General features: G+C 65.0%; 20 protein-coding genes and 1 pseudogene. 14 read left to right on the forward strand and 7 right to left on the reverse strand.

Going from position 1 to position 23,924, the window contains the following annotated elements:
- Window positions 1-28: 28 nt before the first annotated feature.
- Window positions 29-898 (reverse strand): tRNA glutamyl-Q(34) synthetase GluQRS, encoded by an 870-nt coding sequence (gene gluQRS, locus ACVILL_RS07950; protein ID WP_456728562.1) that lies wholly within the window; start codon window positions 896-898, stop codon window positions 29-31.
- Window positions 899-1,056: 158 nt separating this feature from the next.
- On the opposite strand from gluQRS, the gene ACVILL_RS07955 reads away from it, so the two are divergent.
- The 3 genes from ACVILL_RS07955 to ACVILL_RS07965 all read left to right on the forward strand — a co-directional run bounded on the left by ACVILL_RS07955 (window position 1,057) and on the right by ACVILL_RS07965 (window position 5,438).
- Entirely contained in the window at window positions 1,057-1,710 is a 654-nt protein-coding gene (locus ACVILL_RS07955; RefSeq protein ID WP_456728563.1) for a DNA-3-methyladenine glycosylase family protein, read from the forward strand.
- 170 nt (window positions 1,711-1,880) lie between these two features.
- Window positions 1,881-3,443: a glycoside hydrolase family 17 protein gene (locus ACVILL_RS07960; protein ID WP_456734204.1), complete on the forward strand. Its 1,563-nt coding sequence runs from the start codon at window positions 1,881-1,883 to the stop codon at window positions 3,441-3,443.
- A gap of 195 nt (window positions 3,444-3,638) precedes the next feature.
- Window positions 3,639-5,438, forward strand: coding sequence for an adenylate/guanylate cyclase domain-containing protein (locus ACVILL_RS07965; protein ID WP_456728564.1), 1,800 nt, complete (start codon window positions 3,639-3,641; stop codon window positions 5,436-5,438).
- A gap of 38 nt (window positions 5,439-5,476) precedes the next feature.
- On the opposite strand, the gene ACVILL_RS07970 is transcribed toward ACVILL_RS07965, so the two are convergent.
- Complete coding sequence (locus tag ACVILL_RS07970; protein ID WP_456728565.1) at window positions 5,477-5,938, reverse strand: DUF1801 domain-containing protein; 462 nt, start codon at window positions 5,936-5,938, stop codon at window positions 5,477-5,479.
- Window positions 5,939-6,129: 191 nt separating this feature from the next.
- Complete coding sequence (locus tag ACVILL_RS07975) at window positions 6,130-7,017, reverse strand: LysR family transcriptional regulator (RefSeq protein ID WP_456728566.1); 888 nt, start codon at window positions 7,015-7,017, stop codon at window positions 6,130-6,132.
- Window positions 7,018-7,193: 176 nt separating this feature from the next.
- Here ACVILL_RS07975 and ACVILL_RS07980 point away from each other — a divergent pair, with 176 nt between their 5' ends.
- The 5 genes and pseudogenes from ACVILL_RS07980 (at window position 7,194) to ACVILL_RS08000 (ending at window position 13,903) form a co-directional block, all read left to right on the forward strand.
- Entirely contained in the window at window positions 7,194-8,165 is a 972-nt protein-coding gene (locus ACVILL_RS07980; protein ID WP_456728567.1) for an NAD(P)H-dependent flavin oxidoreductase, read from the forward strand.
- 29 nt (window positions 8,166-8,194) lie between these two features.
- Window positions 8,195-9,712: an acyl-CoA synthetase gene (locus ACVILL_RS07985; RefSeq protein ID WP_456728568.1), complete on the forward strand. Its 1,518-nt coding sequence runs from the start codon at window positions 8,195-8,197 to the stop codon at window positions 9,710-9,712.
- A 100-nt stretch (window positions 9,713-9,812) separates the two neighbouring features.
- Window positions 9,813-10,898 carry a DUF2855 family protein gene (locus ACVILL_RS07990; RefSeq protein WP_456728569.1) on the forward strand — a complete coding sequence of 362 codons (1,086 nt, stop codon included), beginning with the start codon at window positions 9,813-9,815 and terminating at the stop codon, window positions 10,896-10,898.
- Window positions 10,899-11,010: 112 nt separating this feature from the next.
- Window positions 11,011-12,799, forward strand: a pseudogene (locus ACVILL_RS07995) (flavin-containing monooxygenase).
- Window positions 12,800-12,925: 126 nt separating this feature from the next.
- The gene (locus ACVILL_RS08000) at window positions 12,926-13,903 is read left to right on the forward strand and encodes a peptidyl-alpha-hydroxyglycine alpha-amidating lyase family protein (RefSeq protein ID WP_456728570.1); all 978 of its coding nucleotides are present in this window, start codon (window positions 12,926-12,928) and stop codon (window positions 13,901-13,903) included.
- Between the two features lie 155 nt (window positions 13,904-14,058).
- Here the strand turns inward: ACVILL_RS08000 and ACVILL_RS08005 are convergent, their stop codons facing one another.
- Window positions 14,059-15,819 carry a chloride channel protein gene (locus ACVILL_RS08005; protein ID WP_456728571.1) on the reverse strand — a complete coding sequence of 587 codons (1,761 nt, stop codon included), beginning with the start codon at window positions 15,817-15,819 and terminating at the stop codon, window positions 14,059-14,061.
- 190 nt (window positions 15,820-16,009) lie between these two features.
- On the opposite strand from ACVILL_RS08005, the gene ACVILL_RS08010 reads away from it, so the two are divergent.
- Complete coding sequence (locus tag ACVILL_RS08010; protein ID WP_456728572.1) at window positions 16,010-16,567, forward strand: HNH endonuclease; 558 nt, start codon at window positions 16,010-16,012, stop codon at window positions 16,565-16,567.
- Between the two features lie 57 nt (window positions 16,568-16,624).
- On the opposite strand, the gene ACVILL_RS08015 is transcribed toward ACVILL_RS08010, so the two are convergent.
- Window positions 16,625-16,837 carry a hypothetical protein gene (locus tag ACVILL_RS08015; protein WP_456728573.1) on the reverse strand — a complete coding sequence of 71 codons (213 nt, stop codon included), beginning with the start codon at window positions 16,835-16,837 and terminating at the stop codon, window positions 16,625-16,627.
- A gap of 483 nt (window positions 16,838-17,320) precedes the next feature.
- Between ACVILL_RS08015 and ACVILL_RS08020 the strand changes: the two genes are divergently transcribed.
- The 5 genes from ACVILL_RS08020 (at window position 17,321) to ACVILL_RS08040 (ending at window position 22,303) form a co-directional block, all read left to right on the forward strand.
- The gene (locus tag ACVILL_RS08020) at window positions 17,321-18,532 is read left to right on the forward strand and encodes an MFS transporter (RefSeq protein ID WP_456728574.1); all 1,212 of its coding nucleotides are present in this window, start codon (window positions 17,321-17,323) and stop codon (window positions 18,530-18,532) included.
- A gap of 117 nt (window positions 18,533-18,649) precedes the next feature.
- Window positions 18,650-19,183 carry a MarR family winged helix-turn-helix transcriptional regulator gene (locus ACVILL_RS08025; RefSeq protein ID WP_456728575.1) on the forward strand — a complete coding sequence of 178 codons (534 nt, stop codon included), beginning with the start codon at window positions 18,650-18,652 and terminating at the stop codon, window positions 19,181-19,183.
- A gap of 2 nt (window positions 19,184-19,185) precedes the next feature.
- A complete protein-coding gene (locus tag ACVILL_RS08030; protein WP_456728576.1) occupies window positions 19,186-21,237 on the forward strand; it encodes an FUSC family protein in 2,052 nt (683 codons plus the stop codon).
- A complete protein-coding gene (locus ACVILL_RS08035; RefSeq protein ID WP_456728577.1) occupies window positions 21,234-21,440 on the forward strand; it encodes a DUF1656 domain-containing protein in 207 nt (68 codons plus the stop codon). The genes ACVILL_RS08030 and ACVILL_RS08035 overlap by 4 nt, the downstream gene beginning before the upstream one ends.
- Window positions 21,437-22,303: an efflux RND transporter periplasmic adaptor subunit gene (locus ACVILL_RS08040; protein ID WP_456728578.1), complete on the forward strand. Its 867-nt coding sequence runs from the start codon at window positions 21,437-21,439 to the stop codon at window positions 22,301-22,303. The genes ACVILL_RS08035 and ACVILL_RS08040 overlap by 4 nt, the downstream gene beginning before the upstream one ends.
- A 42-nt stretch (window positions 22,304-22,345) precedes the next feature.
- Here the strand turns inward: ACVILL_RS08040 and ACVILL_RS08045 are convergent, their stop codons facing one another.
- Together ACVILL_RS08045 and ACVILL_RS08050 are read right to left on the reverse strand one after the other, a co-directional pair.
- Window positions 22,346-23,194, reverse strand: a complete 849-nt coding sequence (locus ACVILL_RS08045; RefSeq protein ID WP_456728579.1) for a tetratricopeptide repeat protein — start codon at window positions 23,192-23,194, stop codon at window positions 22,346-22,348.
- A gap of 46 nt (window positions 23,195-23,240) precedes the next feature.
- Window positions 23,241-23,897, reverse strand: a complete 657-nt coding sequence (locus tag ACVILL_RS08050) for a FecR family protein (RefSeq protein WP_456728580.1) — start codon at window positions 23,895-23,897, stop codon at window positions 23,241-23,243.
- Between the last annotated feature and the right edge of the window lie 27 nt (window positions 23,898-23,924).

Below are 23,924 nucleotides of genomic sequence, written 5' to 3' on the forward strand. Positions count from 1 at the left end.
AAGAGGAGCGCCGCACCTTCCTGGCGGACTACACCAAACCGACCAGGCGGCGGATATCGGCCGGGCTCGCCCCCTCCGCCCGCAGCTCGCGCAATCCGGTCGAGAGGGTCGATTTCGACAGTTTCCGACCGGCCGCGTCCCGGATCAGCGCGTGGTGCCGGTAGGCCGGCACGGGCAGGCCAAGCAGTTCCTGCAACAGCCGATGCACGCTGGTCGACCAGAACAGGTCAACGCCCCTGACCACATCCGTAACACCCTGCAGGGCGTCGTCGATCACGACCGACAGATGGTAGCTGGTTGGGGTCTCCTTGCGCGCCAGGATCACGTCGCCCCAGGCCTCAGGGCGGGCCGCTACGTCTCCGCTCTCGCCGGCCGGCCCCTCGCCCGCCTCCCGCCAGCGCAGGTCGCCGACCCGCGCGCAGGCGGCTGCCATGTCGAGCCGCAGCGCGAACGGCGCGCCCTGCCCGATCAGCCGGTCCCGCTCTTCGGCCGGCAGCGATTTGGCCATCCCGGGATAGAGCGGCGCACCGTCCGGATCGCGCGGCCAGGCGCCGCCGGCTTCACGCTCCGCAACCAGCCGCGCGATGTCGGCCCGGCTCTCGAAGCTCGGATAGACGAGCCCCTGCGCCGACAGCCGGTCGATCGCCGCGCCATAGGCGGCAAAATGCTCCGACTGCCGCCGCACCGCCGTCTCCCACGCGATGCCGAGCCAGGCGAGGTCCTCGTAGATCGCGGCCTCGAATTCCGGCCGGCAGCGCGTCGAATCGATGTCCTCGATCCGCAGCAGCAAGCGTCCGCCCGACTGCCGCGCGAGGTCGTGATTGAGCAGTGCCGAAAAAGCGTGGCCGAGATGCAGATGGCCGTTCGGACTCGGTGCAAAACGGAAAACGGGTGGCATGGCGTGTGATCGCGCGTCATTGCCGGGCATAGCCGTCTGAAGGACGGCGTCGCTTCCGCTCGCCTATGCCCGGCGATCCATCTGGACAAGACTCTGTTACGATAGGAGATGGACATGCGGGTCAAGCCCGCGAATGACGAGTCGATGCAGATCCCGCAATGCTGATTCATCTCGAAACCCAGGCCGACCTCGACGACGCCATCCACAAACTGGTCGACCAGGACCGCCGGCTGCGCCCGATCCTCGAATTGACCGGGATGCCGGCGATCCGGCAGCGGGAGCCCGGATTTGCCGGGCTTGCCGCGATCATCTGCGGCCAGCAGCTGTCGACCGCGAGTGCTGCCGCGATCTGGGGGCGCGTCAGCAAGGCATTCGATCCGTTCCACCATGATGCGATCCGCAAGGCACGGACCGACCGGCTCGGGCGGCTCGGGCTGTCCGCGGCCAAGATCAAGACGCTCAAGCACATCGCCCGCGAGCTTGCCGAGGAACGGTTGAACCTCGACGTGCTCGCCAACGAGGAGGCCGACGCCGCGCACAACACGCTGACCGCGCTGCCCGGGATCGGCCCCTGGACCGCCGACGTCTATCTGCTGTTCTGCCTCGGCCATGGTGACGCCTGGCCGGCGGGCGACCTCGCCGTTCAGGAAGCGGTCAAGGCCGGGCTCGGGCTGAAGGAGCGGCCGACGCCGAAGCAGATGGCGCCGCTCGCCGAGCCCTGGCGTCCGCTGCGCGGGGCTGCAGCGCACCTTTGGTGGGCCTACTACCGCGTGCTCAGGAATCGCGAGGGCGTGATCGCCGGTGCGAAGTAGCGCGCCGCCGAGAAAAACACGCCAACCGCGTGATCGCGTGATATAGCATCACTGGACTGATACTTTTTCAATTTGCCGGCCTCGACTATTTGGCACGCCCAGCACGTCCTTGTTGCAAGGAGACGGACCTGGTTTCTCTCCGTATCCCGCTGACGCTTCTCGCGGTATCGCTGGGCGCCGTCGCCGCCGTTTGGTGGTGGCTCGGCATCCCGGTCCGCCTGGTGCGCGCACCGATCGATCCGAACGACAAGGTCCAGTGCATCTCCTACGCGCCCTTCCGTAACGATCAGACATCGCTCTCGCCGGCGACGCAGGTCTCGCCGGAACAGATCGCGGAAGATCTGGCGCAGCTTGCGAAAATATCCAACTGCATCCGTACCTATGCGACCGATCTCGGTCTCGATCAGATTCCTGGACTCGCAGCCAAGGCTGGGCTGAAACTCATCCAGGGCATTTTCCTCGATCGGGACCGCAAGAAGAATGCAACGCAGGTCGAAACGGCGATCCGCCTCGCCAGGGAATATCCGGACACGATCATCGCGCTCGTGGTCGGCAACGAGGTCTTGCTGCGCAAGGAAATGTCGGCGTCCGACCTCGCCGCCCTGATCCGCTCGATCAAGACGCAGGTCAGCGTCCCCGTCACCTATGCCGAGGTCTGGGAGTTCTGGCTCAGCAATCGCGAACTCTCCGACGTCGTCGATTTCATCACGGTTCATATCCTGCCGTACTGGGAAAACATCCCGATCCGGGCCGAAGATGCGGCCGCTCACGCCGGCGAGATCCGACGGCAGATCGCCGCGGCTTTTCCAGGCAAGGAAATCTTTATCGGAGAGATCGGTTGGCCGAGCGAGGGGCGCATGCGCGAGTCCGCGCTGCCGTCGCGCGTCAATCAGGCGCGGGTGGTCTCGGAGGTCCTCGACCTTGCCCGGCGCGAGCATTTCCGCGTCAACCTGTTCGAGGCCTATGACGAAGGGTGGAAGCGGGAGATCGAGGGCACGGTCGGCGGATCCTGGGGTCTGTTCGATTCCGAAGAGCGCACGCTGAAATATCCGCCCGGACATCCGATCAGCAATTTTCCGCTCTCGAAACTGCAGATGTGCAGCGGAATGGCGCTGGTGATCCTGGTGTTCGGCGCGGCATGGCTGACCTTGCGCCGCAAGCCGAGGGACCCCGGGTTCGCGGCATGGCTCGCGGTCGGCGTATCGGCGATCACGGCAGGAATCCTGTTCGGGGTGGCCGCGCAACGGCTGGTCTATGAAAGCTATGGAACGGGAGGCTGGCTGGTGTGGGGCTCGCTTCTGGCCGCGGCAACGGCGTCGCCGGTGTTTGGCGCCAACGCCCTGGTGTCGGGTCGCGCACCGTCGAGCTTCCTGGAATTGCTGGGTCCGAAGGGCCAACACACCGAATCGGTGCTGGTGACCCTGCACGGCCTGGCCTTGATCGTCACGGTCGTGGTCGGCACGGCGGCCGCGCTCGGCCTGATCTTCGACCCGCGCTTCATCGATTTTCCGTTCGCGCCCCTCACCATGGCGGCGGTGCCGTTTGCGGCGATGACGCTGCTCAATCCTCCAAGCAAAGGAATTCGCCCGCTGGCGGAATCGATCTTTGCCGGCATTTTTGTCGCCGCCGCCATCTACATGATCTTCAACGAAGGGCTGGAGAACTGGCAGTCGCTGTGGACTTGCGCGGTCTTCGTCCTGCTCGCGGCGACGCTATGGCGGGCGCGAGCCTGAGCGTGCGTTCCAGCTTTAGTTAGGGCGCGTACTCATAGATCCCGTACAGGCGTGCGGAAATGGCGGGGTCCGGATTGCCCTAAAGAGCAGACGTCAACGATGGCAGATTGAATGTCCGCGAAGGGCCAATAGGCGACATAGCGGATGGGCAGTCCTTTCAACTTGTTGTAGTAAAGCACTGGTTGGATTGCGACTATGCTGCAGGAGCGGTCAATGCGGGTCGAGCGCAGGTTGACGGCGATATTGGCGGCTGACGTGGCGAGTTATTCGCGGCTCATGCACAATGACGAGGAGGCTACCCATGCCAAGCTCATGGGGCTCCTCGCTGACGGCGTCGAGCCCGCAATTGCGGAACACGGTGGCCGCATCGTGAAGAACACCGGCGACGGGTTCTTGGTGGAGTTTTCGAGCGCGGTCGAAGCGGTTCGGGCTGCGATGAAGTTCCAAGCCCGGGTCCACGAACTTACGACCGGCGACCCGGAAGACAGACGCATCGCTTTTCGCGTGGGCGTCAACATTGGTGATGTGCTCGTCGAGCCTCACGACATCTTTGGCGATGGCGTCAATATCGCGGCACGGCTTGAGGGCATTGCTGTGCCCGGCGGGATCTGCATCTCCTCTGCTGTTTACGAGCAAGTCCAAGGCAAGGTTGGAGGTAAGATCACCGATCTGGGCGAACAGAACCTTAAAAACATCGACCGTCCGGTTCGAGCCTATGCCGTGATGTGGGATGAACCCAACCCAACGACACGGTGTCAGCGCACGGAATCGAGCGCACTTTCACCGCCTCGTCTTTCCATCGTTGTACTGCCTTTCGCCAACCTCAGCGGCGATCCCGAACAAGATTATTTCGTCGATGGTGTAACCGAGAACTTAACAACGGACTTGTCGCGCATCGGTGGCTTGTTCGTAATCGCCCGAAACAGCGCGTTCTCATACAAGGGCAAAGCAATCGACGTACAGCAAGTCGGCCGCGAGTTGAACGTCCGGTACGTGCTTGCAGGTTCCATGCAGCGCAGCGGCAAGCGGCTTCGAGTGAACGTGCAGCTCATCGATGCCAAAAGCCGCAAACATCTTTGGGTCGAGCGCTTCGAAAAGCCTGTCGCCGATCTCTTCGATATGCAGGACGAAATCGTATCGAGGCTGGCCCACTCGTTAGGTGAAGAGCTCGTTGTAGTCGAGGCACGACAAGCGGAGCGGTCGCTGCATCCCGACGCACTAGACCTGCTCTTTCAGGGTACTGCCTGCTTCTATAACGGGCCGACCCTTGAGGACTTGACCAGGGCGCGCGGCTTTTTTGAACGTGCTTTGGTGATCGATTCCCGAGGTATCGGAGCGGCTTGGGGGTTGATCGGCATGGCAAACGTCGATCTGACAGTGGGAGCCGACCTGCTAACGGACGAACGGGCCGCGCTCCTTTCAGCAGCCGAAGCGAACGCGATCAAAGCACTTTCGCTAGCCCCAAACGTTCCTGGGGCCCACCTGATCCTGGCTCTCGTCTACATTGCAACAAACCGCGCCAGGCAAGGCATTACCGAATGCGAGCAGGCATTAGCACTTGATCACAATTTGGCTTATGCTCACGGCGCTATTGGTTTAGCCAAACTCTATATGGGGCGCCCTACCGAAACTGAAGGCCATGTACTGGAGGCTTTCCGTCTGTCCCCTCGCGATCGCGGTGCCAACCGGTTGATGCGTTTTGTAGGCGTGGCAAAGCTACACCTCGGTGCGGATGCCGAAGCCGTCAGTTGGCTGCGACGAAGCATTGAGGCCAACCGCACTCATCCTCTCGCGCATTTTTCGCTCGCCGCTGCCTTGGGCTTGCTCGGCGCGCTCGATGAGGCGCGAACTGCTGCGAAAGCAGGATTGGCGCTCAACCCAGGCTTTACGATCCGCCGCTTGCGCGCCGCCAAAATAAGCGACAATCCTATTTATCTCTCTGGACAAGAGCGCCTCTGTGAGGGCATGCGCATAGCCGGGGTGCCGGAGGGGTGATGTCGGAGATGGGCCAGAAACGGCAGCCGCCCGGAGGCCTATTTCTTCTTCCCCCCGACGAACGGTTTCTCGGCGGCCTGAGCCATCCACGATAGCACCTGGTCTTCGTCGAGCTCGTCCATGGCGGTCAACTCGACGCCGCGGGTGGCCTTGCCCATTCCGATCGGTGTCACCGGGGGTTCTGGTTGCAGTTCGTTACCTCGGATAAACATCAGCTTCAGGTGACCGACGAACGCGCCGGAAGTGAAGCACCACCCATCGGGAACGCCATAGTAAGCCATTCCCCATTTCACCGCGCGTTTGAGGTCCGGCAGTGTCTTGGAGGCCAAGGCATCGACATGTTTGGCGATGCTCTTCTGCGGTTCAGGAAGGCTCTCGATATAGGCAAATACTGGCTTGTCGCCTTCGGCCGCTTTCGCGGGACTCGCCTTGCCGGTCATCGCTACCAGAAGCTCGACACTTTTTGCCTGTGGCGTTCCCGTGTCTTTTTTTACTGCCATGGCCTCACCGATCTAATTCGTGATGCGGCAGCGGATATGCGGCCCACAACCGACCTCGTTTCCACGCTAAGCCTATCCTCTTCTACCGGCGGCACAATGACAGCTCTGGGTCACAAGGCGGCATCCCTCTCGTCAGATCGCGTGGCCGCTTTATTCTCCAAGCAGACATCTCGGATTTATGAGCATGCGTTCTAGCCGCGCAGCCTGACGCGATCCTCGCGCGCGCAGTCGGTGACGAAGCCGATGACGGCGCGCACCGCGGGAAGCTCGACCAGATCGGGATGGGCGAGCAGCCAGAGATCGGAGAGGCTCGACAGCTTCTGCGGCGCGACCCGGACCAGATCGGGATAGTCGGCCCCGACCAGGCAGGACAGCGCCGTGATCCCGAGCCCGGCCCGCGCGGCCGCAAGCATGTCGCCCTGCGAGGAGCAGCGCATCACCAGCGTGCCCTGTCGCGTGATGACATCGCTCCACTGCGCCAGACGCGCATTCGAAGCCTGGTCGGCAAACCCGATCACGCTGTGGCCCTTCCACTCGTCCGGCCGCTCCGGAAGCTTGCGCCCCACCGCGTAGAGGCGTGACGCGTAGAAGCCGGCGCCGAGCCGCCCGATCCTGCGCCCGATCAGGTTCTCGTCGCCGGCATCGACCGGCCGCAGCACCACGTCGGCCTCGCGGCGGCGCACGCTCGCCGGAAACGGGTGGGTGATAATCTCGAGCTGGATGTTGGCGTGATCGCGCAGGAACGGCCCTAGCCGCGGCATCAGCCAGTGCGCGGCCAGCGTCGCGCCGATCGACAGCTTGACGACGCCGCGGGCCTGCTCACCGGTCGCAGACGCCGAGGCTTCGGCGCGCAAGGCGGCCGCGGCCATCGCCTCGGCGTGCTCGCGGAACCTGCGACCGTACGATGTCAGTGACAAACCGTCATTGGAGCGGGCGAACAGGCGGGTGCCGAGCTGCTTCTCGAGCGCCGCGACGTTGCGGCCGACGGTCGGATGGCTGATGCGCAGGCGCCGCGCGGCGGCGGCAAGGCTGCGCGTCTCCGCCACCGCGACGAACGTCTTGCAGAGATCCCAATCCATGCCGTTGGCTCCCGCGCTTCGTTCATTCTTGGCCAGTCAGCTGTTCAATATTGAACGGCATGACGCGGCCGTCCAGCCTTATATTGCCGCACCAGCAGAGCCGCCGCTCCAGCCATCACAACACATCGCGATCCGCCCCGGCCGCCGGCCGGGCGGCGCGCATGGAGGATCCGAAAATGTCGCTGCCCGCTTCGCTCGCCAACAAGCTTGAACTGCCGGTCGTCGGCTCCCCGCTGTTCATCGTCTCTGGGCCCGAGCTCGTGATCGCGCAGTGCAAGGCCGGCATCGTCGGCTCCTTCCCGGCGCTGAATGCCCGCCCGGCCGAGAAGCTCGGCGAATGGCTGACGCAGATCGAGAGCGAGCTCGGCGAATACCAGGCGCTGCATCCGGAGAAGAAGGTCGCGCCCTACGCGGTCAACCAGATCTGCCACGCCTCCAACGACCGGCTGATGCGCGACATGGAAACCTGCGTCAAGCACAAGGTGCCCGTGATCATCACCTCGCTGCGGCCGCCGTCGGAGATCGTCGAGGCCGCGCATTTCTATGGCGGCGTGGTGTTCCACGACGTCATCAACGTCAAGCATGCGCGCAAGGCCGCCGAGCAGGGCGTCGACGGCCTGATCCTGGTCTGCGCCGGCGCCGGCGGACATGCCGGCACTTTGTCGCCGTTCGCGCTGGTGCGTGAGGTCAAGCAATGGTTCAAGGGCGCGATCCTGCTGTCGGGCGCGATCTCCGACGGCTGGAGCATCGCCTCTGCGCTCGCGCTCGGCGCCGACCTCGCCTATATCGGCACCCGCTTCATCGCGACCGAGGAAGCCAACGCCGACGTCAGGTACAAGCAGGCGCTGACCGAGTTTGCCGCCCACGACATCGTTTACTCCAACCTGTTCACCGGCGTGCACGGCAACTACCTCGGGCCGTCGATCGCGGCGGCGGGGCTCGATCCCGCCAACCTGCCGGTCGCCGACAAGACCAAGATGAATTTCGGCTCCGGCGGCAACACCAAGGCCAAGGCCTGGCGCGACATCTGGGGCTCGGGCCAGGGCATCGGCCAGATCACCGATGCCCCGCCGGTCGCCGAACTGGTGGCGCGGCTGAAGACGGAGTTTAATGAGGCGCGCAACGACTTCATGAAGGCCAGCGCCTGACACTGGACGAGCGCCTGGAGAAACCCAGCATGATCATCAGCGGCAATCGACAGATCAGCTATGGCGACATCCACGCCCGCGTCGCGCGGGCGGCCACCGGCTTCCGCGCGCTCGGCGTGCGCGACGGCAAGCCGGTCGGCATGATGCTGCGCAACGATTTCGCACTGTTCGAGGTGGTCGCGGCGTCGGCCGCACTCGGCAGTCCGGTGGTGCCGATCAACTGGCATCTGAAGGCCGACGAGGTCGCCTACATTCTTTCGGACAGCGGTGCCGACACGCTGGTCTGCCACGCCGACCTGCTGCCCCAGATCCGCGACGGCCTGTCGCCGGATATCAAGCTGCTGGTGGTGACCACGCCGCCGGAGATCGCCGCGGCCTATGGCGTGACGCCGGCGGCCACGCGCGTGCCTGACGGCATGACCGACTGGGACAGCTGGCGCGACACGCACCAACCGCTGACCGATGCGCCAATCGGCGCCGCGCCGATGTTCTACACCTCGGGCACAACAGGACTGCCGAAAGGCGTCAAGCGCAAGCCGATGCGGCCCGAGCAGCAGGCGGCGGCCGCCCGGGTCGGCGCGATCAGCTACGGCGTCAAGCCGAACGAGGGCCAGGTGATCCTGATGAACGGCCCGATGTACCATTCGGCGCCGCACTCCTACGGGATGCTCGCATTCCGCAATAGCTGCGTGATCGTGCTCGAGCCGCGCTTCGATCCGGAGGATCTACTGCAGCTGATCGAGCGCCACCATGTCACGCACATGCACATGGTGCCGACCATGTTCGTGCGGCTGCTGCGCCTGCCCCAGGAGACGCGGCGCCGCTACGATTTGTCCTCGCTGCGCTTCATCGTGCATGGCGCGGCGCCCTGCCCGGTCGACGTCAAGCGCGCGATGATCGAGTGGTGGGGGCCGGTCATCAACGAATATCTCGGCTCGACCGAGACCGGCATCCCGGTCTGGCATTCGTCGGCGGAAGCGCTGGCCAAGCCCGGCACGGTCGGCCGCGCGATCGAGGGCGGCATCGTCAAGATCTTCCGACCCGACGGAACGCAATGCGAGGTCGGCGAGCCCGGCGAGATCTTCATGCGCCAGACCGCGACGTCAGATTTCGACTATCACGGCAACGCCAAGGCGCGCGCCGAGGCCGACCGCGACGGCCTGATCAGCGTCGGCGATGTCGGCTATCTCGACGCCGACGGCTATCTGTTCCTGTGCGACCGCAAGCGCGACATGGTGATCTCGGGCGGCGTCAACATCTATCCCGCCGAGATCGAGAATACCCTGATCGGCATGGACGGCGTCCGCGACTGCGCGGTGTTCGGCGTTCCCGACGACGAGTATGGCGAGCGGCTGTTCGCCTGCGTCGAGCCGGAGTCCGGCAGCACGCTGTCGGTTGCGGCGATCCAGGATTTCCTGCGCGGCAAGCTCGCGAATTTCAAGGTGCCGAAAGATATTCGCTTCATGGAGGCGCTGCCGCGCGAGGCCACCGGCAAGATCTTCAAGCGCAAGCTGCGCGACCTCTACCGCGAAGGCCAGCTCAGCTGAGGTGACGATGAAGCGAACGGCGTTTGAAACTTAGTTGCTGTTGCAAACGGCCGGCAATCGACGCAACGATGCCGGCACATCTGAAGCCGGGATCATCGCCATGAACTCCACTGACTTCATCGTCACCCGCAACGACCTGCAGCAGTGCAAGGTGATCGAGACCCGGTTGCCCGATGCCGCGGCGCTGCCGGCCGATGCGCTGCTGGTGAAAGTCACCCGCTTCGCCTTCACCGCCAACAACATCACCTACGCGGTGATCGGCGAGCAGCTGAAATACTGGCAGCTGTTCCCGGCGCCCGAGGGCTACGGCATCATCCCGGTCTGGGGCTTTGGCGAGGTGCTGGCCTCGAAACATCCCATGATCGCAGTCGGCGAAACGCTATTCGGCTATTTCCCGATGGCAACGCACCTTGTCATTGAGGCGGCTGACGTCGGCAAGCGCGGCCTGCACGACGGCGCCGCGCACCAGCAGGAGGTCTCGCCGGTCTACAACGCCTATGCCCGCGTCTCCGGCGACCCGACCTATGCCGGCCGGCAGGGCGATTTCCGCGCGCTGCTGCTGCCTTTGTTCATGCTCTCGTTCCTGGTCGACGACTACCTCGCCGAGAATGCGTTCTACGGCGCGCGCCGGGTCATCCTGTCGTCGGCCTCGAGCAAGACCGCGTTCGGCCTCGCCCATCTCCTGCACAAACGCGGCATCCCCGTGATCGGGCTGACCTCCAGGGGCAATGTCGATTTCGTCAGCTCGCTCGGCTGCTATGACGAGGTCGTCACCTATGACCAGGTCAGCACGATCCCGTCGGCCGAGCCGGTGGCCTACGTCGACATGGCCGGCAACAGCGCGCTGCGCGAGGCCCTGCACCGACACTTCGGCGCGCAGATGGTCTATTCCGGCCGGGTCGGGCTCACCCATCGCGCCAGCGAGTCGGACGAGCCGGCGCTGCCCGGCGCCAAGCCGGTGCGGTTCTTCGCGCCGGACCAGATCCGCAAGCGCGCCAAGGAATGGGGTCCCGGCGGCGTCGACCAGCGCTTTGGCGCCGCATGGGCTGAGCTCGCGCCGCATCTCCCCGACTGGCTCGAGGTCGTCGAGCGGCGCGGCCCGGCCGCGGTGCGCGAGGCCTATCTCGATACCCTGCAGGGCCGCGTGCCGCCGGATCAAGGCCTGATCCTGTCGCTGGCCGAATAGGCGATATCCCGTCGCGCCCGTTCTGCGGCGTCGCCAATGGGTATAGGCTTTGCGGCAAAGGGAATGCCGCCAAGAAAACGAGACCAGGGCGGCCGATGACGAGAAACGCCCAATGCTCGACAAGACGGACGATATTTCGGTCGCCGCCGACAATTGGCTCGTGCAGTTCGAGGATGCGCTGGCCGGCCCCGACGATGTGCTGCTGAAGCCGCTGTTCCACCCCGACAGCTACTGGCGCGACGTACTGGCGCTGAGCTGGAACATCCAGACCGTCAACCGCGCCTTTGCCATCATCGAGGAACTGCCGGCGCATGCCCGTCGCAGCACGCCGCATGACTTCCGCATCGATGCCGAGCGCGCCGCGCCCCGCCGGGTGATGCGCGCCGGCACCAACGCGATCGAGGCGATCTTCAAGTTCGAGACCGCGACCGGCCGCGGCCACGGCATCGTGCGGCTGATCCCCGATGCCGCCGACGACGATCGGCTGAAGGCCTGGACGCTGCTGACCGCGCTCGAGGAGCTGAAGGGTTTTGAGGAGCAGCAAGGCCACACCAGGCCGCGTGGGCAGGCCTATTCGCGCGACTTCCGCGGGCCCAACTGGCTCGACCTGCGCAAGGCATCCACTGAGTATGCCGACCGCGATCCCGATGTGCTGGTTGTCGGCGGCGGACAGGCGGGGCTTGCGATTGCCGCCCGGCTGCAACAGCTCAGGATCGACACGCTGATCGTCGACCGCGAAGCGCGCGTCGGCGACAATTGGCGCAAGCGCTATCACGCGCTGACCCTGCACAACCAGGTGCAGGTCAATCACCTGCCCTACATGCCGTTCCCGCCGAACTGGCCGACCTACATCCCGAAGGACAAGCTCGCCAACTGGTTCGAATCCTATGTCGACGCGATGGAGCTGAATTTCTGGACCGGCACGGGAATTCGTCGGCGGCAGCTATGACGACGCGCAGGGACGCTGGAGCGTCGAGCTGCGCCGCGCCGACGGCACGACACGGACAATGCGGCCGCGCCATGTGGTGATGGCGACCGGCGTCAGCGGCATCCCCAACCTGCCCGACATGTCAGGCCTGAAGAATTTTTCCGGCAAGGTCATGCATTCCAGCCGCTACGAGGACGGCGAGGACTGGACCGGCAAGCGCGCGCTGGTGATCGGCACCGGCAACAGCGGCCACGACATCGCGCAGGATCTGCATTCCTCCGGCGCGGAGGTCACGCTGGTGCAGCGCTCCTCGACCCTGATCACCAATATCGAGCCGTCGGCGCAGCTCGCCTATGCCGCCTACAATGAAGGCTCGCTCGAGGACAACGATTTGATCGCGACCTCGATGCCGCTCGCGCTGGCCAAACGCAGCCACGTGCTGATGACCGAGCAGTCGAAAGAGCTCGACATGCCGCTGCTCGACGGCCTCGCGCGCAAGGGATTCAAGCTCGATTTCGGCGACGGCGGCACCGGCTGGCAGTTCAAGTACCTCACGCGCGGCGGCGGCTATTACTTCAATGTCGGCTGCTCGGATCTGGTCGCGAACGGCGCGGTCGGATTGAAGCAGTTTTCCGACATCGAGACCTTCGTGAGCGAGGGCGCGCGGCTGAAGAGCGGCGAGACGGTTGCCGCCGACCTGATCGTGCTCGCGACCGGCTACCGGCCCCAGGAGGAACTGGTGAAGAAGCTGTTCGGCGAGGCCATGGCCGCACGGGTCGGCCCGATCTGGGGCTTTGGCGACGGCCAGGAGTTGCGCAACATGTACACCCGCACGCCACAGCCCGGCCTCTGGTTCATCGCCGGCAGCCTCGCGCAATGCCGCATCAACTCGCGCTACCTCGCGCTGCAGATCAAGGCGATCGAGGAAGGTCTGTTGCCGCGCGACGTCGGGCCGGTGGCGAAGCTTTCGTAACTCCCACCACTGTCATTCCGGGGCGATGCGCAGCATCGAACCCGGAATGTCGAGGTTCCCCGATGCGCAATTGCGCATCTGAGGTTCGCTTCGCGCCCCGGAACGACACCCGAGAGGAGAGATCTAATGCCAACCATCCTCGGCACCGGCGAGCACCGCTATCGCGTCGTCGAGAATTTCGCAAAGCTGCCCGACGGCTGGAGCCTGACGGATGTCGCCTCCGTCGCGGTCGACAGCAAGGACCGAGTCTACGTCTTCAACCGCGGCGAACACCCGATGGTGGTGCTCGATCGCGTGGGAAACTTCATCCGGAGTTTTGGCGAAGGCGTGTTCTCGCGCGCCCACGGCCTGCACATCGACGCCGACGACAATCTCTATTGCACCGATGACGGCGACCACACCGTGCGCAAATGCTCTACCGACGGCAAGGTGCTGCTGACGATCGGCATCCCGAACAAGCCGGCGCCGTTCATGAGCGGCGAGCCGTTCCATCGCTGCACCCATACCGCGCTGTCGCCGAAGGGCGAGATCTATGTCTCCGACGGCTACGGCAATGCCTGCGTTCACAAATACACGCCGGATGGAAAGCTGATCAAAACCTGGGGCGAGCCCGGCACCGATCCCGGCCAGTTCAACATCGTGCACAACATCACGACCGATACCGACGGCTGGGTCTATGTCGCGGACCGCGAGAACCACCGCGTCCAGGTGTTCGACGGCAACGGCAGATACGAGACGCAGTGGAACAATCTGCACCGGCCCTGCGCGCTGTGCTGCTGCGGTGGCGGCAAGCAGCCGAACTTCGTGATCGGCGAGCTCGGTCCCGGCATGGCCGTCAACCGCAAGGTGCCCAATCTCGGTCCGCGGCTGTCGATCGTCGATGCCACCGGCAAGCGCATCGCCCGGCTCGGCGGCGAGCACGGACCGGGCGTCGAGACCGGAAAATTCCTGGCGCCGCACGGCATCGCGCTGGATTCGCGCGGCGACATCTATGTCGGCGAGGTCGGCGTCACCGACTGGAAGACCAGCTTTCCGGACACCGAGATGCCGGCCGCGGTGCGCGTGACGCGGTGCCTGCAGAAGCTGGAGAGGATTACGGCGTAGTCTCGCTAAGGCCGCCTTTGCTTACTCCGTCACCCTGAGGAGCGCGCATAGCGTGCGTCTCGAAGGGTCGACGGCCCGGCCGGTGGCCGTACATCCTTCGAGGCTCGCAAGAGCCCGCACCTCAGGATGACGGGTCAAAGAGTTCAGCCGCGCTGTCAAATCTCGCCGATCACCTCGCGGCGGCGCTGCTCGGATTCTTCGGCGTAGCGCCGCATCGCGTGCGCTTCGGTGAGCAGGCCGATCGGCCGCCGGTCGCCGTCGCCCTCGATCACGGCGAGCGATTCCGCTTCGGCCGCGTCGAACACCGCGATCGCCTCCTGCACGTTCATGGCGGGATGCAGCACCACGTCGGCGTAGCGCAGGATGCCGGCAAGCCCCTTGTCGGCCTCGAGGTCCGGAGCGTGCGCTTCCGCCACCAGCGCGAGCCCGGCATAATGCCCTTCGCCGTCGACCGCGACGACCTGGGTCTTCGAGCCGGGCGGGAATTCCTCGCGGAACGCCTCGATCGGCATCGCGGCACTCACCGTCGTCATGTCCTGCCGCATCATCTTGCCGACGGTGAGATCGCGGATCCAGCCGATATCGGCGGCGCTGCGGATGGTCTCGCCGCGCAGATGCAGCCGCCAGGTCGCGAACGAATAGCCGAACAGCTCGCGCGTGATCGTGGTCGAGATGATGACCGCGACCAGCACCGCGGTGGTGAGCCAGAGATTGCCGGTGGATTCCAGCGCGATGAACGACATCGTCAGCGGACCGCCGATCACCGAGGCCGACAGCGCGCTCATGCCGATCACCGCGTAAGCATTGGGGTCGAGGTTGAGCCCCGGCCACACGATGTCGACGCCGGCGGCGAACAGCCGGCCGCCGAGCGCGCCCATGAACAGGGTGGCAAAGAACAAGCCGCCGCGAAAGCCGGAGCCGAGCGACACGATCGAAGCCACCGCCTTGAGCGCGAACACGCCGGCGATGAAGGTGAGCGGCATCGCCACGATGCCCGCGAAGCGCAGCGCGCCATGCCCCGACGACATCACCTGCGGCGTCACCAGCGCCATTGCGCCGACGGCAAGCCCGCCTAGCGCCGGCCGCAGCGGCGGCCACAGCCGCGTCCTGGCCAGCAGCGCCTCGCACAGCGTCACCCCGCGCATGATCGCAATGCCGGTCAGCGCCGCGATGATGCCGAGCAGCGCGGCAATCGCGAGATCCCGTCCGAGCACATCGCCGACGGTTCCGACGCCAACGCCGAGCGGCAGCGGCTCGAAGGCATGGGCGACGAAATAGCCGGTCACCGCCGCCACGCCGACCGGCGTGAGGCTCGCCGGCGTGTAGCCGCCGATCACAAGTTCGAAAGCATAGAAGGCGCCGGCGAGCGGCGCGCTGAACGCCCCGGCGATCGCCGCCGCCGCGCCGCAGCCGACCATGATTCGCTGGTCGTTGCGACGGAGGTGAAAGCCGCGGCCGAGCGAGGCGGCAAGACCACTGGACAGCTGGGTGTAGCCGGCCTCGAGCCCCACCGAGCCGCCGACGCCGCTCGACCAGATCGTCTGCAGCGCGACGATCACGCTGCCGCGGAACGACATCCGCCCGCCATAAAGCGCGTTGGCCTCGATCGGATCGATCTCGCGGGCCGGGCGGACCCGGAGCAGCAGCAGGAACGCAATTCCCAGCAGCAGGCCGCCAACCGTGGGAACCACGAGCGCCCGCACGGGATCGATGCCCGGCTGGCTCGACAGCCGTTCGCCGTACGGCAGATTGAACAGCACGGCATGCAGTACGGAGACCAGCACGCTCATGACCGCCACCACGAGGCCGCCAATGGCGCCGATCAAGACCGCCAGCACCACGAGGCTCGTCTCGTGCGCACGCACGAATGCGCGCAACCGGCGCGGTGCCTCGAGATAGCTTGTGGTCGTGGTCATCGGCAGGTCCGTCACTGGCCGACAGGGCCTTGCGGCTCCCTTTACGGGCCTCGCGGGCGGGAAGCAATCGGGGCAGGAACATGGCAGTGCATGGCGGATAAGCCGCTCATTGCTCTTCACAATCCCGTCACGCTGCCTGTAGTATGTGAGTGCATGCTGCTTCGCAGCTAATGGGAGTCAGGAGCGTTATTTGAACGCACATGTCTCGCAAGGCGGTTGGCCGGTGCTGGTCTTGAATGCGGACTTCCGGCCGCTGAGTTATTACCCGCTGTCGCTCTGGTCCTGGCAGGACGCGATCAAGGCGGTGTTCCTCGATCGTGTCAACATCGTCGAATATTACGACCGGGCGGTACGAAGTCCTTCCTTCGAAATCCAGTTGCCGAGCGTCGTATCCCTCAAGTCCTTCGTCAAGCCGAGCACCCATCCCGCCTTCACCCGATTCAACGTTTTCCTGCGCGACCGCTTCTCCTGCCAGTACTGCCTGTCGCCAGACGACCTCACCTTCGATCACATCATTCCGCGCAGCAAGGGTGGCCAGACCACCTGGGAGAACGTCGTCGCCGCCTGCTCGCCCTGCAATCTGCGCAAAGGCAATCTGACGCCGCAGCAGGCCAGGATGTTTCCGAAGCAGACACCCTACGCACCGACCGTGCATCAGCTCCATCGCAACGGCCGGCTGTTCCCGCCGAACTATCTGCACGAGAGCTGGCTCGATTATCTCTACTGGGATACTGAGCTCGATCCGTAGGCGGCGCGGACGTTCATCGAACTCACGCGCGACCAGACAGAAGCCGCGATTGTCGAACTAAGTCGGCTGTCTGGTGAGAGCCGCCTCCCCCTCGTCGCGTCCGGGGACGCTGACGTGGACCTCGTGCCCCAATCTGATCGCCAGCGCCGCGGCGGCCGCCGCCGACTCGAATGCGGCTTCCTTGGTGGCGTATCCGGCATTGAGATTGCCGTCATGCAGGACGGCCCATTCCTCACCAGCCGCAATCACCGCGTATTGAGCCAAGCCCATCGCGTTCTCCTTGCGCAAATTGCCGCCGCGTCGCGTCTGATTGCGCCGATATCCCTCGCGACCAGCGTCGCAACCGGCCAACGGCCAACGGCCTGTTCGGAGCGAAGTTCCTAGGCGCGGCCGGCCCGGCTCCGCCACCTGCTAGGAACGAAGCTGCGCCGGCGGCGTCGGAATAGCGTTGTGACGAGCAGGACGCCAACCATGGTCCGAGAAGGTCCGGCTGAGCCAGCGCCGGCAAGCATGGCAGAGACGACCCAAACAAGGCAGGCGCGTTCCTACGGCATGATGGTCACGTCGGCGATCATCGCGCTCGTGATCATCACCGTGGTCTACATGCTGATGCGATAAAGCCGGAAGCCGGCCCGCATCCCGCACACATCTCGGGAATCGCGCCTGATCGCCATGCACATTGCGGCATAGCCGGTTGCGCAGAAATATCCACGCTTCACCGCTCCGTTCCGCGATCCCGCGCGTTCATGGAACATGCCCGATCGCAAAGCGAAAACATCGTCTGCGCCAGCACGCCTGTGGCCGCTGCTGGCCGTGAACTTCTTCATGGCAGACATGCAGTCCGGGATCGGGCCATTCGTCGGGGTCTTCCTCCAGCTGTATGGCTGGACCAGCGGCCTGATCGGCACCGCGTTAACACTCGGCAACGTCGCCGGCATGGTGATCACGACGCCGATCGGCGGCTGCATCGATACGACCAACCACAAGCGGGCATGGGTGATCGTGCCGGGCGCTGCGGTCGTGGTGGCGTCAGCCGTCATCCTGCTGTCGCAAGAATTCTGGGCCGTCGCGCTGTCCCAGGTCGCGACGTCGATCGCGGGCGCGGCGATCGTTCCGGCGGTCACCGGCATCACGCTCGGCATCGTCAGGCAACGCGGCTTCAACCGGCAGAACGGCCGCAACCAGGCGTTCAACCATGCCGGCAACATGGTCGGTGCCGCAGCATCGGGTTATCTCGGCTGGCAGTATGGCTATGTGGCGGTCTTCGTCCTCGCCGCCATGTTCGGCGCAATCACCATCGCTTGCGTCCTGATGATCCCGGCCGACAGCATCGATCACCACGCCGCACGCGGCAAGGAAGAAGATCCGGACAGCCAGCCCAGCGGCTTCTCCGTACTGGTCAAGCACAAGCCGTTGCTGGTGCTGGCGGTCGCACTGGCCGCGTTCCACCTCGGTAACGCCGCGATCGTACCGCTCTACGGCCTTGCCGCGGTCGCCGGCAATCATGCCAACGGACCGAGCTTCGTCGCGACCACGATCGTGGTGGCACAGGGAGTGATGATCCTTGCATCGATCGTGGGCATGCGCGCAGCCGAGCGCCGAAATTACTGGTCGGTGCTGCTGCTGTCGTTCCTGGCCTTGCCGGTGCGCGGCGTGCTGGCTTTCTTCCTCTCCGGCTGGTGGGGCGTGCTGCCGGTACAAATCCTCGACGGCATCGGCGCCGGCCTGCAAAGCGTGGCGGTACCCGGAATGGTCGCGCGCTCGCTCAACGGAACCGGTCGCGTCAATCTCGGACAAGGTGCGGTCATTACCGTTCAGGGAATCGGCGCCTCGCTCAGCCCCGCGCTCGGCGGCTGGATCGCACAGTGGGTCGGTTACGGCCCGGTCTTCCTGGTGCTCGGCGGACTGGGGCTTTTGTCGGTCACGATTTGGATCGTCTTCCGATCGACCGTGCAGGAATTCTGACGATTACTCATCCGGGCAAGCTCACTCGCGTCCTCCCATCCGTAACGCGCGTTCGCATTTGCGTGATCATCCCGGGTTTATGATTGCAACCTAATAGTTCGCATCCTATCTAATCCCATGCCTTTTTCGCAATCTCATATCCACGCCGAGATCGGCCGCCTGATCACCAGGCTTGGGCGAATCTGGCGTCGCGAGTCGGATCAGGCATTGTCCGATCATGGCCTGTCCTACGCGACCGCGATCCCGCTGCTGGTGCTGTCGCGGCAGGGTGAAAACGTCCGCCAGGGCGTGCTGGCCGATGAACTCGGGATCGAGGGGCCTTCACTGGTGCGGCTGATCGATCTGCTCGAGTCCGAAGGCCTGCTCGAGCGTCGCGAGGATCCGACCGACCGGCGCGCCAAGACGCTGCATCTCACCGTTTCAGGCGAAGCCAAGGTCGAGGAGATCAACCGGGTGCTGCGCCGGGTGCGCGCCAGCCTGCTGAAGGATATCGACGACGAGGAACTTGCGGTAACCTTCGAGACGCTGCAGCGCATCGAGCAGCGGGCGAGCCGCCTGCACGACGCCAAGACCGCTCCAGCCAAGACCGCTCCAGCCAAGACTGCTTCAGCCAAGGCTGCTCTAACCAAGACCGCTCCAGAGGCGAAATAGTCATGCGCGCGGAAGAGCCGTTCCTGGTCCGCCACGCGGACCTCATCTTCGCGTTGAAGACCTTCGCCGCGTCGATGCTGGCGCTTGTGATCGCATTGGCGATCGATCTGCCGCGTCCCTACTGGGCGATGGCGACGGTCTATATCACGTCGCAGCCGCTGGCCGGCGCAACCAGCTCGAAGGCGTTCTTCCGCGTGATCGGCACCCTGGTCGGCGCGAGCATGACGGTCGCCCTGGTGCCGAACCTGGTCAACGCGCCGGAGTTGCTCTGCCTCGCGATCGCGCTCTGGGTCGGGCTCTGCCTCTATCTGTCGCTGCTCGACGGCACGCCGCGCAGCTACGTCTTCATGCTGGGCGGATATACCGTCGCATTGATCGGCTTTCCGTCGGTGGCCGAACCGGGCAGCATCTTCGACGTGGCGCTGGCGCGGGTCGAGGAAATCTCGCTCGGCATCATCTGTGCGAGCCTGGTGTCGACCGTGGTGTTTCCCCGCAGCGTCGCGCCGGCGGTCGGCGGCCGCGTCGGGGGCTGGCTGTCCGATGCGCGCCGGCTGTCCCGCGACGTGCTGCTCGATCGCGGGACCAGCGAGACACGCCGGGCGCAACGCCTCCGCCTTGCGACCGACATCGTCGAGATCGATACGCTGGCCACCCATCTTGCCTATGACCGGCTGGCCGACACCGGCACCGTGCGCGGCCTCGCCGAGATCCGGCTGCGCATGCTGATGCTGCTGCCGATCATCACGTCCATCGAAGACCGGCTGGCCGCACTTGGCGAAGCGATGCTGCAAAGCCGACCGGAGCTGCGGCGGCTGATTGGCTATCTCGCCGAATGGATCGTGGACGAAGATCGCCTGCTGCAGTCTGGTGACCAGATCCGCACCGCGATCGCCGAGCGGCAATCGGCGCTCGACGGCCTTGCGTCGCGGGAACGCATCATCACGATCAACCTGCTGCTCCGGCTGCGCGAGCTCGTCGACATCTCGACCGACTGCCGCGCGCTCAGCGATGCGATCGCCGCGGGCCAGGATATCTCCACCGTCCCGCTGGCGTTCCAGCCGGAGTCGGGCGCCGCGCCGGTCCGCCATCGCGACCACGGCATGGCGCTGTGGTCGGCCGCGGGAGCGACGGTGGCCATCCTGATCTGCTGCGGCCTGTGGATTGGGATCGGCTGGTCCGATGGCGCCTCGGCGCCGATGATGGCGGCGGTCGCCTGCTCCTTCTTCGCCGCGCAGGATGAGCCGGCGCGCAGCATCCGGGCTTTCGGCCTGTTTTCGCTGGTCGCGATCGTCGTCGTTGCGATCTATCAGTTCGCGCTGGTGCCGGCCATCTCCCATGTCGAGGTCCTGATCGCCGCGCTGGCGCCGACCTTCCTGTTGTATGGCTTCCTGATCGCGCGGCCCAAAACCGCGCCGACCGGCATGGCGCTGGCGGCCAACACCGCGACACTACTGGCGCTGCAATCGACCTATAGCGCGGATTTTGCCGGTTTTGCCAACACGTCCGTCGCCTTCTTCCTCGGTGTCGTCATCGCCGAGATCGTGACGCGAATCGCGCGCGGCGTCGGCGCCGAATGGATCGCCAAGCGGCTGATGACGTCGAGCTGGCAGACGCTCGCGGTCGCGGCCGAGCGGCGCGGCCGCGGCGACCGCGCCCAGTTCGCCGGCCTGATGCTGCATCGGCTCGGACTGTTGGTCCAGCGCATCGCCTTCATTTCCGAGGCCGACCGCCGCGATGCCGACAGCCTGGTCCAGCTGCGCATCGGGCTCAACATCATCGACCTCAGGCGGGCGCGTTACGGCCTTGCCGCGTCGACCGTGCGTGCTCTCGACGACATGCTGGACGACCTCGCGGCGGCGTTTCGCGCCCATGCAGACCAGGCAATGCCGGCCGAACTGCTGTCACGCATCGATGCGGCGGTGACCGCGGTCGTCAAGGATTCCAATGAACGCGCGCGGGACTATGCACTGCTCGGCCTCGTCGGCATCCGCCGCGGCCTGTTTCCGGATGCGCCCGCGTATCGATCGCAGCCCGGGGAGAGCTTTGCCGCATGAGATATGAGCTCGACATCTACGGTGTCCTGGTCCCGGCGCTGCTGCTGTGGCTGGTCGTGGCCTACGCACTGAGCGCGGTGGTGAGCCGGATCATGCAGCGTCTTGGGCTCTACCGGTTGGTATGGCATCGCGCGTTGTTCAATTTCGCCCTGTATGTATGCCTGCTCGGCGTCGTCGTTTATCTTTCGGAGTTTCTGCCATGAAGGGAAATTTCGCCTGGCTTGGCCGGGTCGCGCTGACCGCCGTTGCGCTGGTTGCCGCGCTCGCCGTCGCGCGCGCGCTCTGGGTCTACTACATGGAATCGCCATGGACCCGCGACGGCCGGGTCCGCGCCGACGTGGTTCAGGTTGCGCCCGACGTGTCCGGCTTCGTCACCGACGTGCTGGTCAAGGACAATCAGCAGGTGCATCGCGGCGACGTCCTGTTCCGGATCGACCGCGCACGCTTTGCCCTGGCATTGCAGCAGGCCGATGCGGCGGTCGCCGGCCGTCGCGCGACGCTCGACCAGGCCGATTCCGACCTCAAGCGCTACAGCGCGCTGACCACCGATGCGGTATCGCAGCAGAAGCAGGAGCAGGTTCTGGCCACGCAGCTCCAGGCCAAGGCCGCCTATGACCAGGCGGTCGCCGATCGCGCGGTCGCCCAGCTCAACCTCGATCGCAGCGAGGTGCACGCGTCGGTGAACGGCACCATCACCAACATGGACCTGCGGCCCGGCGCCTACGTCACCGCGGGCAAGGGCGTGATGGCGCTGGTCGATACCGATACGCTGCATGTGGAAGGCTATTTCGAGGAGACCAAGCTCGCGCGCATTCGCGTCGGCGACAAGGCGCAGATCCGGCTGATGGGCGAGCCGGTCCGGCTCACCGGGCATGTCGAGAGCATCGCGGCCGGCATCGCGGACCGCGACCGCACCGACGGCGCGAACCTGCTTGCCAACGTCAATCCGACCTTCAGCTGGGTTCGATTGGCACAGCGCGTCCCCGTGCGCATCGCGCTGGATCATTTGCCGGATGGCATCGCGCTGGTCGCCGGCCGCTCGGCGACGGTTGAGATCATGAACTAGCCGACGGCCGTCCTTGCGGCCGGCTCCGCCGGCGATGCCCGTCTATTGCACGCCGTAACGCGCGAAGTCGTCGCCGATGCCGGCTTGCATCGCCTTGGCCGCCGAGACGTCGATGTTGCCGCCGGCCTTGTCGCCCTGCTTCAGCTTCGCCAGCCCGCGGCCATAGAGTGCGCTTGCCAGCTTCGGATCGATGCGAAGTGCGGAGCTATAGTCGTCGATCGCCGCGCCGAGCTCGCCTGTCTTCAGGTGGATCAGCCCGCGCGAGTCGTAGGTCGCGGCGTTGGCCGATCCCGATTGCAGCGCCTTGTTGCAGTCGTCCAGCGCCTCCTGCAACGCGCCGATGATAGCCCGGCTCCAGCAGCGTCCGTTCCACACGCCCTCCAGGTTAGGCTCGAGGCGAATGGCCTGATCGTAGTCCTGCGCGGCGCGGGCATAGTCATTCTTCTTCAGATAGACCCCCGCACGGTTGGCAAAGGCTTCGCCGTAGTTCGGGTTGAGCTTGATGGCCTGATCGAACGCATCGGTCGCGCGATCGTATTCGCGCTTCTTGAAGTAGGCCACGCCGCGGTTGTTGAACGGCTTGGTGTAGGTTGGATTGAGCTCGATCGATCGATCGAAATCGCCGATGGCGCGGTCGTAGTCTCCCTTGGCGGCATAGGCGTTGCCGCGATTATTGTAGGCGATCGCGAGGCCGCCGGGCGTCATGTCCTGCCCCGCATCGATGAGCGTCGTGCACGCGCCGATGCGCGCATCGGCCGGTGTATGATTGAGGCCGCTGCACAACCCGATATCCTTGAGATAGCTTCCTTTTGGTTTTGCGTTTTCCGCGCCGGCCGGCGATGCCGGTAACAGCAGGATGAGCACCACCGCCAGGCCTGCACGAGGCTTCATGTCGAGCTCCGGTTTTGACGATGCGCAGACGCTGGTTTCCGCTCGCCTAGCACCCTCGACAGATGTTCGGGTTGAACCTGTGGTAGGTGTTTTGCTCCCCTTGCGGTGTCGCACGTGTCGCGGGCTTTCTGAGGAGCTTGCTCTTCCCCTCCTCGACGAGCGTTGCAAACTTGACCGTTCCATCGTCGGATATTTCGATGCGCGGCGTGGTGCCTCGAATTCCCATCGTCGCGGCGGGAGTGTCGATCTTCATGTCGCCGGTCTTCGCGATATTGCCGGCAACGAAGGTGAACGTGCCGTTGGCCAACTTGAACAAGGTGGAATTCGACTTGCCGTTCGGGTCGTACACAAACTCGGTCATGGCCATCTTGGCGTTGCTCGACAGATTGAACGAGGTGCCGTCGGTGAAGTTGATCCCGACCCGCCCGTCGGCTCCGGTCTGCACCACATCGCCCAGATAGACGAGATCACCAACCTTGGCTTGAGGCTTTTGATCAGACAGCGCGGCCTGAACGACGACCGCGCTCGCATGCTCGATCGTGACCGAGCCGGTGGCCGCGACGACTTTCCCGATCAGCTTCGCTGACGAATCCTGGACCGCGGGTTCGGCCGGCAGGGTTTGCGCCGGCGCTGGACCAGATGTCAGGGTGACGAGCGCCAAAACGAGGCTTGCGAGCAATTGAATGTTCAAATTGGTGCGCACGATCCTCTCCCCTTTCCGAGAAGATCT

The sequence above is a fragment of the Bradyrhizobium sp. USDA 3364 genome, assembly GCF_054056355.1.